Raw genomic sequence first — 13,797 nt, 5'->3', positions numbered from 1 at the left:
ACCTTTCAGGCGAAGGAAATGTTGACGGCTCCGAAGTCGCCGAAGTCGGCAGAAATTTCGGACCCCGGAGGGCATTCAATTGGGCGAATGAAGGATCCTGACAGCACGATATCCCCGGCGTCGATCTGTTGTCCATATTCGGCCATGCGCCGGGCCAACCACAGGACCGAAGTCACCGGGTCGTTCAGAACGCCTGCGCCAAGGCCGGTTTCTTCGACGACACCGTTGCGGGACACAATCGCCCCGGCCCACCGCAGGTCATGGGCGTCGATAGCATGGCGCTGATCGCCCAGGACCACACCTGCGTTGGCGGCATTATCGCTGATCGTGTCGGTGACAATTCGCGCTTGCCCGGTTTCCGGGTCGGCACGCAGGATGCGCGTGTCAAGAATCTCCAGTGACGGGGCCACATAATCGGTGGCGGCGATCACGTCATCGCGGGTGCAATCGGCCCCAGCCAGCGGTGCCTTCATGACAAAGGCAATCTCTGCTTCGATTCGGGGTTGGATGAAACGACCCGCGGGCACTGTGGCATCATTGGCGAACGCCATGTCATCCAGCAACACGCCGCTGTCAGGTGTGTCAATTTTCAGCGCATCCTGCATGGCGCGGCTGGTCAGGCCGATTTTCCAGCCAATTTTATGTCGTCCTGATGCCAATTTGAGAGCGATCAACTGGTTTTGTACTTCATAGGCATCATCCAGCGTCATTCCCGGGTATTGCAGCGAAAGCAGTCCGCATTGCTGCCCTGACTGATCGGCGCGAAACAGGGTTTCTGCGGCCTGGACATGTTGTTCGGGGGTCATGCTGTCCCCTCTTCAAATTCATCCGCGACGGTGTTGACCAGTTTGCCGATGCCTTCGGCCTCGACCTCGATCACGTCACCGGGTTTCAGAAATTTCGGCGGATCGAACCGCGCTCCGGCACCAGTGGGTGTGCCTGTGATGATCACATCGCCCGGTACCAGCGTGGTAAAGGTCGAAATATATTCGATCTGCCGTTTGATCGGGAACAACATGCGGCTGGTGCGATCATCCTGACGCAGTTCGCCGTTGACCTTGGTTGTCAGGCGCACGTCATCCAGCTGGGCAGCGGCGGTAAACGGCACCAACCAGGGGCCGATGGCCCCCGAGTTGTCCCAGTTTTTACCTTGGGTCACGTTGAATTTGGCATGACGCACCCAATCACGCAGTGTGCCTTCGTTACAGACGGAAATGGCGGCGATATGGTCATAGGCCCGATCCTGTGGGATGCGGCGCCCACATTTGCCGATGACAATGGCAATCTCGCCTTCGTAATCCAGCTGGGAGGTTTCCGGCGGGCGGATCAGCGGTTGCCCCGCGCCTGTGAACGAACGGGGAAACCGGATGAAAAGGGACATATTGGGTGGGGCGTCCTGCCCATCCTTGTATTCGGCGTTGCGGTCCGGAAAGTTCACACCAACACAGATGATCTTTTCCGGATTGGGGATCGGGATCTGATAATCAAACGTGCCGTTTGGATGGGTGACAGGTTTGTCCTGTGCGGCAACGGCCAGATCATGCAGGGCCCCTGCTTCGATGACATCTCGCAGGGTTGCCCATTGGGGGAAATCAGGTGAAAGGGCGATCATGCCCGCATCAGAGACAGCGCCAAAAAACGATGTGTCGTTGGAGGTGTAGGACGCAATACGCATCAGCTCAGCCTTTCTGCGATTTCGGTGATGACGTCATGGGCCATCATGACGTCCTGTTCGGTGGTGTCGAATTGGCCGCATTGAAAGCGGATTGCCAGTTTGCCGTCGACGCGGGTTTGGGTCAGATAAATCCGACCGTCATTGTTGATGGCGTTGACCAACCGTAGATTCAACGCGTCCAGATCAACGTCTTTACGGATCAGGCGGAACGACCACAGCGACCACATCGGCGAAGTGACGATCTCGAACCCCTGCGTGGCGGCCAGTTTGTCGTGCAGCTTGCGCGACCATGCCACGTGATTTCGGATCCGTTCACGCAGACCGTCCAACCCATAGGCACGGATCAGGAACCACAGTTTCAGTGCACGGAACCGACGGCCCAGTGGCACAGACCATTCGGAATAGTTGATGATGCCATCCTGCCCGTGGGTCTTCAGGTATTCGGGGCTGATCGCCAGCGTGCGGGTCAAGTCTTCGGGAGAGCGGACGAAATGCACTGAGCCGTCGAATTGGCCTCCGATCCATTTGTAGGGGTTAAAGACGATAGAGTCCGCCTGTTCGACCCCGGCCCACATCGGGCGGAATTCAGGACAAACCATAGCATTGCCAGCCCAGGCGGCATCGACGTGGAGATACAGTCCCTCGTCCTGTGCCACCTGCGCCACGGCGGCGATGTCATCTGTGGCCCCCACGCCGGTGCCGCCGACACAGGCAATGATCCCTGCAGGTTGCAGCCCGGCGGCGCGATCGGCCTGAATGGCCTGACGCAGTGCCTCGGTATCCATGGCGCGGTTTGGCCCCTGGATCGGAATGCGCACCAGATTGTCTTCGCCAATACCGGCAATCCAGATGGCGCGGTCGATTGAGGTATGCACTTCGTTCGAGGCATAGACCCGGACGGCGGAATGCGCGCTCAGCCCTTTGGTATTGCCCTGCCAGTTCAGGGCGCGTTCGCGCATGGTCAGCACCGCGGCCAAAGTGGCCCCGCTGGCGCTGTCCTGAATGACCCCGGAAAACGCATCCGGCAGCCCCATGCCCTGACGCAACCAGTCCAGCACCCTTGTTTCCATTTCGGTCGCGGCCGGCGATGTCTGCCACAACATGCATTGCGCGGTCAGCGTGGCGACGAGATATTCGGCCAACACTGACGGTGGCGTCGCATTGGTGGGGAAATACGCAAAGAACCTGGGGTGCTGCCAATGGGTCATGCCCGGCATCACGATGTCCTCAAAATCCTGAAAGATGTCTTCCATGGCTTCGGGGGCATCCGGCGGGTTGACCGGCAGTGCGTTCAGAATATCTCCTGGTTGGGTCTGCGCACGGACTGGGCGTTCGCCAATTGTCTGGTGATATTCCTGCGCCCAATCCGAAACCTTGTGGCCCCATCCGGCAAATTCATCCCATTTCATCTGTGTTCTCTCCGGTTCCGAATAGGTTTATGTGGTCAGGGTGCGATGATCGGCTGGGCCTTGAGGTCGCTGGCCATTGGCGTGGCACCTTCAAAGGTCGAGCCTTCTTCGAACCAGCTGCGAGGGGCCGGTGCGCCCCACAGGGTCTGGCGCTGCGGATCGGTGAGCGACCAGCGGATCGCCTCCAGATCCGGGTCAACAGTCTGATAGTCTGAACAATAGATCTCAATCCGGTGGCCATCCGGGTCCAGAACATACAGGAAAAACGCGTTTGAAATTCCGTGCCGTCCAGGGCCGCGTTCGATATTGGCGACATAGCCGGTGGTCGACATCAGATCGAGCAGATCAATGATGTTCAGCGGTGTCGGCACCCAGAATGCAGTGTGGTGCAAGCGGGGGCCGAGACCATTGGTAAAGGCCACATCGTGCACACCGCCCTTGCGGTGCATCCAGGCGGCCCAGACCCGGCCGCTTTCGTCATCTTCGGTGTATTCCGTGACCCGAAAACCGATGTCGTTATAGAAGGCAACCGATGCATCAACGTTGGCAGAGAACATGTTGAAGTGATCAATTCGCAGGGGTTTGACCCCGTTGTAAAGCTTGTACTTTTGGTGAATCGGCTCCAACCGGTCCATTGTGACATAGAATTCCAGCGGGATGCCCCAAGGGTCTCGGGTGCGCAAGACGCGGCCCATATGCGGGCGTTTGACCCATTCGACCGGCAGGTCGCGGTTGGCAAAAAACTCGGCAGCCTTGTCCAGATCCGGTTCGTCATACAATTTGAACCCCAGCACGCCTACTTCGGCCGTATCAGCCTGTACCAGAACAATACAATGATGCCCGCGTTCTTCCATCGCACGCAAATAGATGCGGTGGTCGTCTTCCTGTGTGACCTGAAGGCCTAGAATGTCGACGTAAAAGGCACGTGAGGCAGCCAGATCAGTGACGCGGTATTCCACATGGGACAGGCGAACGATGTTGAATGGCGGGTACAGGTTTGGCGCGGGGACTGGCATGCGTGTTCTTTCCTTGGATCAACGGGTTATGGCTGTGGTGCCCATGAGGATAGGATCAGTTGCACCGACATAGAGATAATCGGACTGGTAGATTCCCAGACGGGCGCACATCGCCTGTGATGACGGGTTGTCGGCCTTGACGCCGCTGGAAAACCCGCGAGCACCAAATTGGTTGGCGAGGATCTGAATGGTCTTGGCGCCAACCCAGCATGCCAGGCGCTGACCGCGCCAATCTGCATGGGTGGCAAGCATCCCCCAAAAGGCTTCGTCGTGACGGGTGCTGTCTGGGTGATACGACATGTAGCCGCCGCCCGAGGCAACGACCTGGCCGTCGCCGGTTTTGACAAAAAGCATGACACCTTTGGGCCCCTGTCCCCGCATGACCGACCCGGACGGTGGCAGAACACCGGCATCGACCGACATTTGGCAGATGTCATGGATCGTCTGATCAGGCGTGTCAGCTGTGACAGCGCATAGCTGCAAACCTGCGGGGGGGGTGAATGCTTCCAGAAATGCGATGCTGGATGTCAGCGCAGAACCGCGGCCCCAATATTGCTCCCACACCACTGGGGCCAGCCGGGCATCCGAATAGGCCTGGGTATAGGAGTCACGGTGCGATCTGTTGGTGAACTGGGCACTGGCATAGCCCTGAAGGCGGCACAGGTCGATGACCCGATCTGCGATCTGTGCCCGGGATTCACCCGGACAGCCGACATAGGACACAGTCCGCCCCTGAAACGTGAAACTGGGGTTGTGCCCCACCAACCTGTACAGGGCCCGTGCCCGACGCACGACGGCAATTTGTTCAGGTGTCCCATACAGGATGTCATCTGTTGAAGTCTCAGCGATCACGGGCGGGCTTCCTTTGGGGTCTCTGCTTGCACAGATTAAGGGCGCAGGGTTTCAAGTCACGGGAAAGATCACATTGGTCTGGCCTGTGCCCGAACTGGGGAAATAGTCAGTAACGACTTCGCATTTGCCATCGTACGCGTCCCAGCCGAGCGCCCCATACAGCATGGCAGTGTCATGCATGGATCCTTCTCCGCAGCAGAATTCAGCATATTCGCCAAGCATCTTGAGGAAGGTGGCGTGATCGCCATTTTGCCACAGCTCCAGCACCCGCAGATCCACCTGGCGATTGAATTCGCTGCTGATGGTAAAGGTGCCGTTGTTGGCGGCGTAATCCTTGTTCGCCCAGATCTTGTGAGAGAGCGAGCCGGATGCCACCAGAAGGACTTTGCTGTCGCTGGCCTCGACCGCCTCTCGGATGGCCTGGCCGACCAGGCGGCTTTCCTGGTGATCATGTACGGTGGCCCAGGCGGCGACCGAGACAACTTTCATTGAATGCTGACGCGACATGAACCGCATGGGAACCAGGGTGCCGTATTCAAGTTCCAAACTGTCCAGATGATGCGCCAGAGTGTAGGCACCCTTGTCAGATGCAATCTGGGCTATCGCGTCGCCCAGGTCCGGGTTGCCCGCATATTCATAGGGCATATCCTGAATGAACTGCGGGAATTCGTTCGAGGTGAACAGCCCTTTGAACCGATGGTTGGCGTTGATGTGAAACCCTGCGTTGATCACCCAATGGGTGTCACAGATCACCACTGTGTCGGCCCCCAGATGCTTGGCTCGCCGTGCAATTTCGTACTGACCATCTATGGCAGGCTGGCGTTTGCCCTTCACGGGGCCGTCCTGTTCGGACATCAACATGGTTGGCACATGGGTGCATTTGGCGGCGAGAACGATTTCTCCCATTGGTTCCTCCAGTTGGTTGGGGTGAGGGGCCAGCCCCTCACACTCCCCGGGATATTTACGGCCAGATGAAAGGGATCGGGGCGATCAGGCCCCCAGACGTGGGATGGTGTGTTGCCCCAGTGCAAAGCCGATGTGTTTCTGTTCCATGTAAAAATCGAACGACCAGTCTCCGCCATCGCGTCCGATGCCGCTGGCTTTGACGCCGCCAAACGGGGTGGGCAGGTGGCGCACGTTTTCACTGTTTACCCAGATCATCCCGGCCTCGAGGCGATCGGTGACCCGCAGGGCGCGGGACAGGTCATTGGTCCAGACATAGGCAGTGAGGCCATATTGAGTGTCATTGGCCATTTGCAAGGCGTGGTCTTCGTCAGAAAAGCGGATGGCGGTCAGGACCGGGCCAAAGATTTCTTCCTGGGCGATGGTCATGTCGTTGGTGGCGTTGGTGAACAGGGTGGGGCGGACGAACCACCCCTGATCGCCAACCCGTTCGCCCCCGGCGGCGACGGTGGCACCGTTTTTGCGGGCAATATCGAAATAGGAGGTCACCTTGTCGAAATGCACCTTGTGGATCAGTGGGCCGACTTCGGTTTGCGGATCCAGCGGGTGGCCGACGCGGATGTTGTTGACCCGTTCGATCAACTTGGCTTCGAATGTATCTGCGATGCTGTCCTGTACCAACAGGCGTGACGACGAGGTGCAGCGTTCGCCGTTCAGCGAATAGATCATGAAGATCGCCGCATCCAATGCGCGGTCCAGGTCGGCATCATCAAACACCACCACCGGATTCTTGCCGCCAAGTTCGAAATGTACGCGTTTCAGAGTGTCGGCACCCTGTTTCATGATCATTGATCCGGTGCTGGATTCCCCGACAAAGGCAATGGCCTTGATGTCCGGATGTTCCGTCAGTCGTTTTCCGGCTTCTTCGCCAAATCCGTTCACAAGGTTCCAGACGCCTGCCGGCAGGCCGGATTCATGGGCGATTTCGGCCAGTATGCGCGCGGTCAGGGGGCTGAATTCTGCGGGTTTGTGCACGACGGTGCAGCCGGCTGCCAGTGCCGGGGCAATCTTCCACGTCGACAACATGAAGGGCGTATTCCACGGGGTGATCACCCCCACGGGGCCGATCGGCACGCGGGTGGTCACATTCATCAGGGTAGGTGACTGCAGTTGCTGGCCATCCCGCGCGGCGGTGACCTTGTCGGCAAAGAAGCGGAAATTTTCGGCACCGCGCAGCGCAGCTTTGGACATGAAGCGCAGGGCTTGTCCCGTGTCCCAACATTCGCACATAGCGATTTCTTCAGCGCGTTCCACAATCAGGTCTGCAATCCGGTTCAGGATTTTCTTGCGCTCGAGCGCAGGCATATCACGCCAGGCAGGAAAGGCATCGCGCGCAGCCCTGGCTGCGGCGTCGATGTCATCGTTGTTGCCGCGTGCGACCTGGCAGATCAGGCTTTCATCCACGGGCGAGGCGTTTTCGAAGAATGCCCCGGAAAGGGCTGGTTGGCTGGTGCCATTAATCAGGTTCAGGATTCCATCGGTGCGGAACCGTTCCAGATAAGCGGAGAGTTTGTCGATATTGGCGGGCAGGGCAGTCATTGAGAGGTGCCTTTCTTGAGATGGTCGCGGATGGAGCCGGTCTTGGGGGACAGCTCGGCGTCGATGTCGCGCATCTCAAAGGACAGCGCGATGGAATGGGTTTGCATGGTCGGCGTCAGAAAGGTTTTCGCCGCGGCAAAGATCTGGGCGCTGGCGCGTTTGCGGGTTTCTAGATCGCGCCCGGCGCGCAGCCTTACTGAAATATCGATGTAGCCGTGATCCGGGTTGCCGTCGGCGATTGACACGTGATCAGCCCGAAAGGCGCGCACCCGGATGCCGGCCAGCGGAAATACACCGGTTTCGATCATTGCGTTGCGCAGGGTATCGCAGAGCGCGGGCATGTCGATCCGGTCCTCCATATTGGCGGAATAGTCGATGCTGAGGTGGGGCATGAGAATCTCCGGCTTGATATATTGTTAACATGTGTAGCAGTTTGGAATCGACCTGTCAAACTCGGAAAAAATACCGCTGCCGATTGCCTTTGCGAGCGAGGGGGGTGATAATTGCGTATGAACACACGACTGCCTTCAACGTCCCGATCTTTGCCGATCGCTTTGCTCCGCGCGCGCGAGCAGGTGATGGGACCCATACGCGCGATGTTGAGCGAATCCGATGTGACCGAACAACAGTGGCGGGTCCTGCGGGTTTTGGAGGAAGACGGGCCGATGGAGCCGACGCGCATTGCCGAACTGGCGTGTTTGTTGTTGCCCAGCCTGACCCGTATCCTTCAGAAGCTGGAAGAAAAGCAGTTGATCAGCCGCGAGCGCGACACCGTGGATCGCCGCAAACAGGTGGTTCGGATTTCAGAAGCCGGATCGGCACTGATTGCGACAAATCTGGAGGCCAGCGTCGCGCTGATGGACAACGTCCGTCACCGTATGGGGCAGGACCGATATGAGGCGTTGTTGGATCTGTTGAACGAGTTGGACCAAATCGGCGACTCGGACGTGTAAAGTAGATGATTGGCGATGTTTCGGATGCGGTTTCTGGCGCAGGTCGATAGGTTGATGACGCGAACGGCGTAGAGCGTTGTGTGTTCCAGATAACGCTTGAAACCACCTGATATTGGAGGGTGAAATTGTGTTATCTCACTGTTTTTATGACGAAACCACCGACGATCCCGATTGCAGAGGCTTGGTTCCCCTGGTCGTGACTGTTCGCAACATACTGTGAAATAGTCGCAAACAGGGCAGTCCGTGACCGAAATCGCCCTGTGATTTCTCCCGGTTCTCTCCAACTCTGGTGGAGAATTGAGAGAGGACACCATGCGGTATTCCGGTCTGAAAGTGATCAAGGAGGCCCTGACGGGCCACAAGGGATGGCGCCCGGCCTGGCGCGATCCGGAACCCAAAAAAAGCTATGATGTAATCATCATTGGTGGCGGTGGCCACGGGTTGGCTACGGCCTATTACCTGTCAAAGGTCCATGGCATCACCAATGTCGCGGTGATCGAAAAGGGTTATATCGGCGGCGGCAACGTCGGTCGGAATACCACGATTATCCGCTCGAACTATTTGCTGGATGGCAACGAGCCTTTTTACGAGCTGTCGCTGAAGCTATGGGAAGGGTTGGAGCAGGACTTCAACTATAACGCCATGGTCAGCCAGCGCGGTATTTTGAACCTGGTGCATACGGATGCACAACGGGACGCGGCGCGGCGGCGCGGAAATGCGATGATTCTGAACGGATCGGACGCCGAGCTGCTGGACGCCAACGGTGTAAGGTCGATGTACCCGTTCCTGAATTTCGACAATGCACGGTTCCCGATCAAGGGCGGTCTGCTGCACCGTCGCGGTGGCACGGTGCGCCACGATGCGGTGGCCTGGGGTTATGCCCGAGGCGCCGACATGCGTGGCGTCGATATCATTCAGAACTGCGAAGTTACGGGTTTCAAGATCGAGAACGGCAAATGTCTCGGCGTGGAAACCTCCAAAGGGTTCATTGGCGCCAAGAAAGTGGCCTCTTGTGTCGCGGGATCTTCCAGCCGGGTGATGGCGCAGGCAGGTATGCGTCTGCCAATCGAAACCCACGTTTTGCAGGCCTTTGTTTCAGAGGGTCTGAAGCCGTTGATCGACGGGGTCATCACCTTTGGCGCAGGTCATTTTTATTGTAGCCAGTCAGACAAAGGCGGTTTGGTGTTCGGCGGTGACCTGGACATGTACAATTCTTATGCTCAACGCGGCAACCTGCCGGTGGTCGAAGATGTCGTCGAAGGCGGCATGGCGCTGATCCCGGCGCTGGGACGGGTGCGGTTGCTACGCTCGTGGGGCGGCGTTATGGACATGTCGATGGATGGGTCTCCCTTTATCGACAAGACCCATATCGACGGGCTCTATTTCAACGGTGGGTGGTGTTATGGCGGGTTCAAGGCGACCCCGGCGTCAGGTTGGTGCTATGCGCATCTTTTGGCGACCGACACCCCGCACGAAGTGGCAACGGCTTACCGACTCGACCGGTTCCGTTCGGGCCGCATGATTGACGAAAAGGGCGTTGGCCCCAATCCGAACCTGCACTGAAGGAGGGATAACAGATGATCATCAACCATCCGATCCTGGGCCCCCGCGATGCACAGGAATTCACCTATCTGGGCGACGCCAGCCTGATCGACCGGCCCGATTGGCAGGCCGATGACGCGGCGGACCAGTTCCATGACTATGTCTATCTGCGTGACAACCCGGCGGGCATCCACCGCGAATTGTGGTTCCATGAACAGGGCGACCGGTCCTGGTTGGTGGTGACGCGCAATACGCTGACCCACGAGATTTCCAAAGTCGAATTGGCCCGTGATGTGGCCCGCGCACGGGGGCGGAGCAAATGACCCAATCCAATCGTTTGTCTGGTGGTCTGATCGACCGCAGCAAGGTGATGAATTTCACCTTTGATGGCAAGAAATTCCAGGGCTTCGAGGGCGACACATTGGCGTCGGCCCTGTTGGCCAACAACGTGCGCCTGATGGGGCGGTCGTTCAAATATCACCGTCCGCGTGGCCCGCTGACTTCGGGGTCCGAAGAACCCAACGCTTTGGTTGAGTTGCGCAATGGCGGACGGCAGGAGCCGAACACACGTGCCACCGTGGCCGAGCTGTATGACGGGATGGAAGCCAATTCGCAGAACCGCTGGCCGTCTCTGGAACGCGACTTCATGTCGATCAACGACCGGTTCTCGAATTTTCTGACCGCAGGGTTTTATTACAAGACCTTCATGTGGCCCGCCGCTTTTTGGGAGCGCGTGTACGAGCCGATTATCCGCAAGGCCGCTGGCCTGGGGTCGGTCAGTCGCGAAGACGACCCGGATAGCTATGACAAGGGTTTCCTGCATTGCGATCTCTTGATCATCGGTGCAGGCCCATCCGGTCTGGCTGCGGCATTGACTGCTGGTCGGACAGGCGCGCAGGTGATTCTGGCCGAGGAAGATTTTATCCTAGGGGGGCGTCTGAATGCTGAAACCCAGGGTCTGGGCGACATGTCCGGGGCCGAATGGGTCGCCAGCGCGCAGGCCGAGCTGGCCGGATTGGACAATGTTCGGATCATGCCGCGGACCACGATTGTGGGGGCGTATGATCATGGGGTCTATAGTGCGCTGGAAAAAGTATCCGACCACGTGATCGCACCAGAAACCGGCAAAGCCCGTCAGATCCTGTGGCGCATCTATAGCAAACGCGCGATCCTGAGCGCCGGTGCCACCGAACGCCCGATTGCGTTCGAAAACAACGACCGTCCTGGCATCATGCTGGCCGGTGCTGTGCGTGCTTATGCCAATCGCTGGGCGGCTGCGCCTGGGGAATACGCGGCTGTCTTTACCAATAATGACGACGGCCACCGCACCGCGGCCGACCTGATGGCCAAAGGGGTCAAGATCACGGCCGTGATCGACACCCGCGCCGATGCGCCGTCGATGTCCGGGGCCGAAGTTTTGGCCGGGGCACAAGTGATCGATACCAAAGGGCGTCTGGGGCTGGAATGGGCCACGGTTCGTTTGGCCAATGGCACGACCCGAGATGTGCGTTGTGATGTGTTGGCGGTGTCGGGCGGTTGGAATCCCAACGTGCATCTGACCTGCCACCAGCGCGGCAAACCGGCGTGGCGTGAAGACATCGCGGCCTTTATTCCGGCAGGCGACATCCCCACAGGTATGAGCGTCGTTGGCGCGGCCAATGGTGATTTCTCCACCGCATCCGCGTTGAAAACTGGTGCCGATGGCGCTGTCACTGCGCTGTCGGATCTGGGGATTGCGGCCACCGCTGCCGATCTGCCCCAGGCAGAAGATGCCCCGACCAATGTGACGCCCTTCTGGTTCGTCAAGGAAGGCAAGGGCCGGGCCTGGTTGGATCAGCAGAACGACGTCACTGTCAAGGACGTCAAACTGGCGCATCAGGAGAACTTCAAATCGGTCGAACACCTCAAGCGGTACACCACACTGGGGATGGCGACCGACCAGGGCAAGACATCGAACATGGGTGGTCTGGCGATCATGGCCGAACTGGCAGGGAAACAGATCCCCGAGGTTGGCACCACCATTTTCCGCCCACCCTATACACCAGTGTCGTTCGGTGCCTTGGCTGGTCGCGCGGTCGGTGCGGATTTCCGTCCGACCCGTAAGACACCCAGCCACAAATGGGCGCTGGAGAATGGTGCGACATTCGTCGAGGTCGGCATGTGGTTGCGCGCCCAGTGGTTCACCAAACCCGGTGAAACCCATTGGCGCCAGTCGGTAGACCGCGAAGTTATGCAAACCCGGAAATCGGTCGGCATCTGCGACGTAACCACGTTGGGCAAGATCGACGTGCAAGGCAAAGACGCTGCTGAATTCCTGAACAAGATCTACGCCAATGCGTTCGGCAAACTGGCCGTGGGCAAGGTCCGGTATGGTCTGATGCTGCGCGAAGACGGCATTGCCTATGACGATGGCACCGCCGCACGGTTCGCCGAGGATCATTTTGTGGTGACCACGACAACGGCCAATGCGGTTGTGGTCTATCGCAACATGGAATTCGCGCGCCAGTGTCTGTACCCGGACATGGATGTTCAATTGATTTCCACGACCGAGGCCTGGGCCCAGTTTGCCGTGGCCGGCCCCAATGCGCGCAAGTTGCTGCAAAAGGTGGTGGACCAGGACCACGATCTGTCCAACGAAGGGTTCCCCTTTATGGCCTGTGGCGAGGTCACGGTCTGTGGCGGTCTGCGGGCGCGCCTGTTCCGGATCTCCTTCTCGGGTGAATTGGCCTATGAGATCGCGGTTCCGACCCGTTATGGCAACGCCATGATGGAGAAGCTGATGGAAGCGGGCGAGGAATTCGACGCGGTTCCATACGGAACCGAAGCGCTGGGCGTCATGCGGATCGAAAAGGGCCACGCAGCAGGAAACGAGCTGAATGGCACCACATCGGCGCTGAACCTTGGTATGGGTCGTATGGTCAGCAAGAAAAAAGACTGTATCGGCAATACCCTGAGCGAACGCGAAGGTATGAATCAAGAAGGCGCGTTGATGTTGGTGGGCTTCAAACCGGTCAACAGCACCGACAAGGTATTGGCGGGGGCGCATCTGATGAACGCCACAGGCGAGGTCAACGCAAAGACCGACCAAGGCTATATCACTTCGGCAGCGCATTCTCCGATCCTGGGGTCATCGATCGGCATCGGGTTCCTGAAAAACGGTGGAGAGCGCAAGGGTGAAGTCATTCGCGCGGTAAACCCGCTGGAAGGCAAGGACATCCAGGTCGAAGTCGTCAGCGCGCATTTTGTGGATCCGGAAGGGGAGCGTCTTCGTGGGTAATTCAGGGCATACATTGAAACCAATCACGCCGCTGGGGGGCGCTGAGCCGAAGGTTGACGCCTTTCCCGGGTTGATCATCACCGAACGTGTCGATCGGGCGCTGGCTTCACTGGCCGGGCGTCAGGGGCAGGAGGCTGCAGCAGCCTCTGCCGCGCAGGGGCTGTTGGGCATGGCGTTGCCCGAGGCAGCACGCTGGAGCATGGCAGGCGATTATATGGCCTGGTGGATGGGGCCGGATCTGTGGATGGTCGATGCTCCCCATGACAGCCATGAAAATCTGGCTGGCATGATCAAAGGTGTAACCGGCGATGCCGCTTCGGTGGTTGAACAGACCGATGGCTGGTGCCGGTTCGACGTGGATGGAAGCCGAGCGGTCGAAGTGTTCGAACGTTTGTGCAACGCAAATCTGCGGGACGCAGAAACCGGCGCAGCGACCCGCGCGTCGATGGAGCATCTGGGAGTGTTTGTTCTGTGTCTCGACGCAGGCAAGACATTTGCCGTCATTGGGCCGCGATCATCTGCCGGATCGCTGCATCACGCGCTAGTGGCAATGGCGAAATCGGTGATTTGA

13 protein-coding genes are annotated in these 13,797 nt (G+C 58.6%); 5 read left to right on the top strand and 8 right to left on the bottom strand.

Features of this window, described 5'->3' with window-relative positions:
- Positions 1-5 precede the first annotated feature (5 nt).
- The 8 genes from hpaH to QEZ52_RS19235 all read right to left on the bottom strand — a co-directional run bounded on the left by hpaH (position 6) and on the right by QEZ52_RS19235 (position 7,846).
- Positions 6-806 (bottom strand): 2-oxo-hept-4-ene-1,7-dioate hydratase, encoded by an 801-nt coding sequence (gene hpaH / locus QEZ52_RS19270; RefSeq protein ID WP_406646221.1) that lies wholly within the window; start codon positions 804-806, stop codon positions 6-8.
- Positions 803-1,675, bottom strand: a complete 873-nt coding sequence (locus QEZ52_RS19265) for a fumarylacetoacetate hydrolase family protein (protein ID WP_406646219.1) — start codon at positions 1,673-1,675, stop codon at positions 803-805. Before QEZ52_RS19265 ends, hpaH begins: the two co-directional genes overlap by 4 nt.
- Entirely contained in the window at positions 1,675-3,084 is a 1,410-nt protein-coding gene (locus tag QEZ52_RS19260; RefSeq protein ID WP_406646216.1) for a pyridoxal phosphate-dependent decarboxylase family protein, read from the bottom strand. Before QEZ52_RS19260 ends, QEZ52_RS19265 begins: the two co-directional genes overlap by 1 nt.
- Before the next feature lie 35 nt (positions 3,085-3,119).
- Positions 3,120-4,100 carry a 3,4-dihydroxyphenylacetate 2,3-dioxygenase gene (gene hpaD, locus QEZ52_RS19255; protein ID WP_406646214.1) on the bottom strand — a complete coding sequence of 327 codons (981 nt, stop codon included), beginning with the start codon at positions 4,098-4,100 and terminating at the stop codon, positions 3,120-3,122.
- An 18-nt stretch (positions 4,101-4,118) separates the two neighbouring features.
- Positions 4,119-4,952, bottom strand: coding sequence for a GNAT family N-acetyltransferase (locus tag QEZ52_RS19250; protein ID WP_406646212.1), 834 nt, complete (start codon positions 4,950-4,952; stop codon positions 4,119-4,121).
- A gap of 51 nt (positions 4,953-5,003) precedes the next feature.
- On the bottom strand, positions 5,004-5,858 hold the full coding sequence (gene hpaD / locus QEZ52_RS19245; RefSeq protein ID WP_406646210.1) for a 3,4-dihydroxyphenylacetate 2,3-dioxygenase: 855 nt from the start codon (positions 5,856-5,858) through the stop codon (positions 5,004-5,006).
- 84 nt (positions 5,859-5,942) lie between these two features.
- Positions 5,943-7,454, bottom strand: coding sequence for a 5-carboxymethyl-2-hydroxymuconate semialdehyde dehydrogenase (gene hpaE, locus QEZ52_RS19240; RefSeq protein WP_406646208.1), 1,512 nt, complete (start codon positions 7,452-7,454; stop codon positions 5,943-5,945).
- Positions 7,451-7,846 (bottom strand): 5-carboxymethyl-2-hydroxymuconate Delta-isomerase, encoded by a 396-nt coding sequence (locus QEZ52_RS19235; RefSeq protein WP_406646206.1) that lies wholly within the window; start codon positions 7,844-7,846, stop codon positions 7,451-7,453. Before QEZ52_RS19235 ends, hpaE begins: the two co-directional genes overlap by 4 nt.
- 117 nt (positions 7,847-7,963) lie before the next feature.
- On the opposite strand from QEZ52_RS19235, the gene hpaR reads away from it, so the two are divergent.
- The 5 genes from hpaR (at position 7,964) to QEZ52_RS19210 (ending at position 13,797) form a co-directional block, all read left to right on the top strand.
- Complete coding sequence (gene hpaR, locus QEZ52_RS19230; RefSeq protein WP_406646204.1) at positions 7,964-8,407, top strand: homoprotocatechuate degradation operon regulator HpaR; 444 nt, start codon at positions 7,964-7,966, stop codon at positions 8,405-8,407.
- A 312-nt stretch (positions 8,408-8,719) separates the two neighbouring features.
- On the top strand, positions 8,720-9,970 hold the full coding sequence (locus QEZ52_RS19225; RefSeq protein WP_406646202.1) for a sarcosine oxidase subunit beta family protein: 1,251 nt from the start codon (positions 8,720-8,722) through the stop codon (positions 9,968-9,970).
- A gap of 14 nt (positions 9,971-9,984) precedes the next feature.
- Positions 9,985-10,272 carry a sarcosine oxidase subunit delta gene (locus QEZ52_RS19220; protein ID WP_406646200.1) on the top strand — a complete coding sequence of 96 codons (288 nt, stop codon included), beginning with the start codon at positions 9,985-9,987 and terminating at the stop codon, positions 10,270-10,272.
- The gene (locus QEZ52_RS19215) at positions 10,269-13,226 is read left to right on the top strand and encodes a sarcosine oxidase subunit alpha family protein (protein WP_406646198.1); all 2,958 of its coding nucleotides are present in this window, start codon (positions 10,269-10,271) and stop codon (positions 13,224-13,226) included. Before QEZ52_RS19220 ends, QEZ52_RS19215 begins: the two co-directional genes overlap by 4 nt.
- Positions 13,219-13,797, top strand: a complete 579-nt coding sequence (locus tag QEZ52_RS19210) for a sarcosine oxidase subunit gamma (RefSeq protein WP_406646196.1) — start codon at positions 13,219-13,221, stop codon at positions 13,795-13,797. The genes QEZ52_RS19215 and QEZ52_RS19210 overlap by 8 nt, the downstream gene beginning before the upstream one ends.

The sequence above is a fragment of the Aliisedimentitalea scapharcae genome, assembly GCF_045277565.1.
Classification (GTDB): Bacteria; Pseudomonadota; Alphaproteobacteria; order Rhodobacterales; family Rhodobacteraceae; genus Aliisedimentitalea; species Aliisedimentitalea scapharcae.
This window is presented reverse-complemented; position numbering and strand designations above follow the sequence as displayed.

Excerpts from the sequence above, each read along its gene's own strand:
- QEZ52_RS19225 (WP_406646202.1), top strand. The coding sequence starts at position 8,720 with ATGCGGTATTCCGGTCTGAAAGTGATCAAGGAGGCCCTGACGGGCCAC.
- hpaD (WP_406646210.1), bottom strand. The coding sequence starts at position 5,858 with ATGGGAGAAATCGTTCTCGCCGCCAAATGCACCCATGTGCCAACCATG.
- hpaH (WP_406646221.1), bottom strand. The coding sequence starts at position 806 with ATGACCCCCGAACAACATGTCCAGGCCGCAGAAACCCTGTTTCGCGCC.
- hpaD (WP_406646214.1), bottom strand. The coding sequence starts at position 4,100 with ATGCCAGTCCCCGCGCCAAACCTGTACCCGCCATTCAACATCGTTCGC.
- QEZ52_RS19265 (WP_406646219.1), bottom strand. The coding sequence starts at position 1,675 with ATGCGTATTGCGTCCTACACCTCCAACGACACATCGTTTTTTGGCGCT.
- QEZ52_RS19215 (WP_406646198.1), top strand. The coding sequence starts at position 10,269 with ATGACCCAATCCAATCGTTTGTCTGGTGGTCTGATCGACCGCAGCAAG.
- QEZ52_RS19260 (WP_406646216.1), bottom strand. The coding sequence starts at position 3,084 with ATGAAATGGGATGAATTTGCCGGATGGGGCCACAAGGTTTCGGATTGG.
- QEZ52_RS19220 (WP_406646200.1), top strand. The coding sequence starts at position 9,985 with ATGATCATCAACCATCCGATCCTGGGCCCCCGCGATGCACAGGAATTC.
- hpaE (WP_406646208.1), bottom strand. The coding sequence starts at position 7,454 with ATGACTGCCCTGCCCGCCAATATCGACAAACTCTCCGCTTATCTGGAA.
- QEZ52_RS19235 (WP_406646206.1), bottom strand. The coding sequence starts at position 7,846 with ATGCCCCACCTCAGCATCGACTATTCCGCCAATATGGAGGACCGGATC.
- hpaR (WP_406646204.1), top strand. The coding sequence starts at position 7,964 with ATGAACACACGACTGCCTTCAACGTCCCGATCTTTGCCGATCGCTTTG.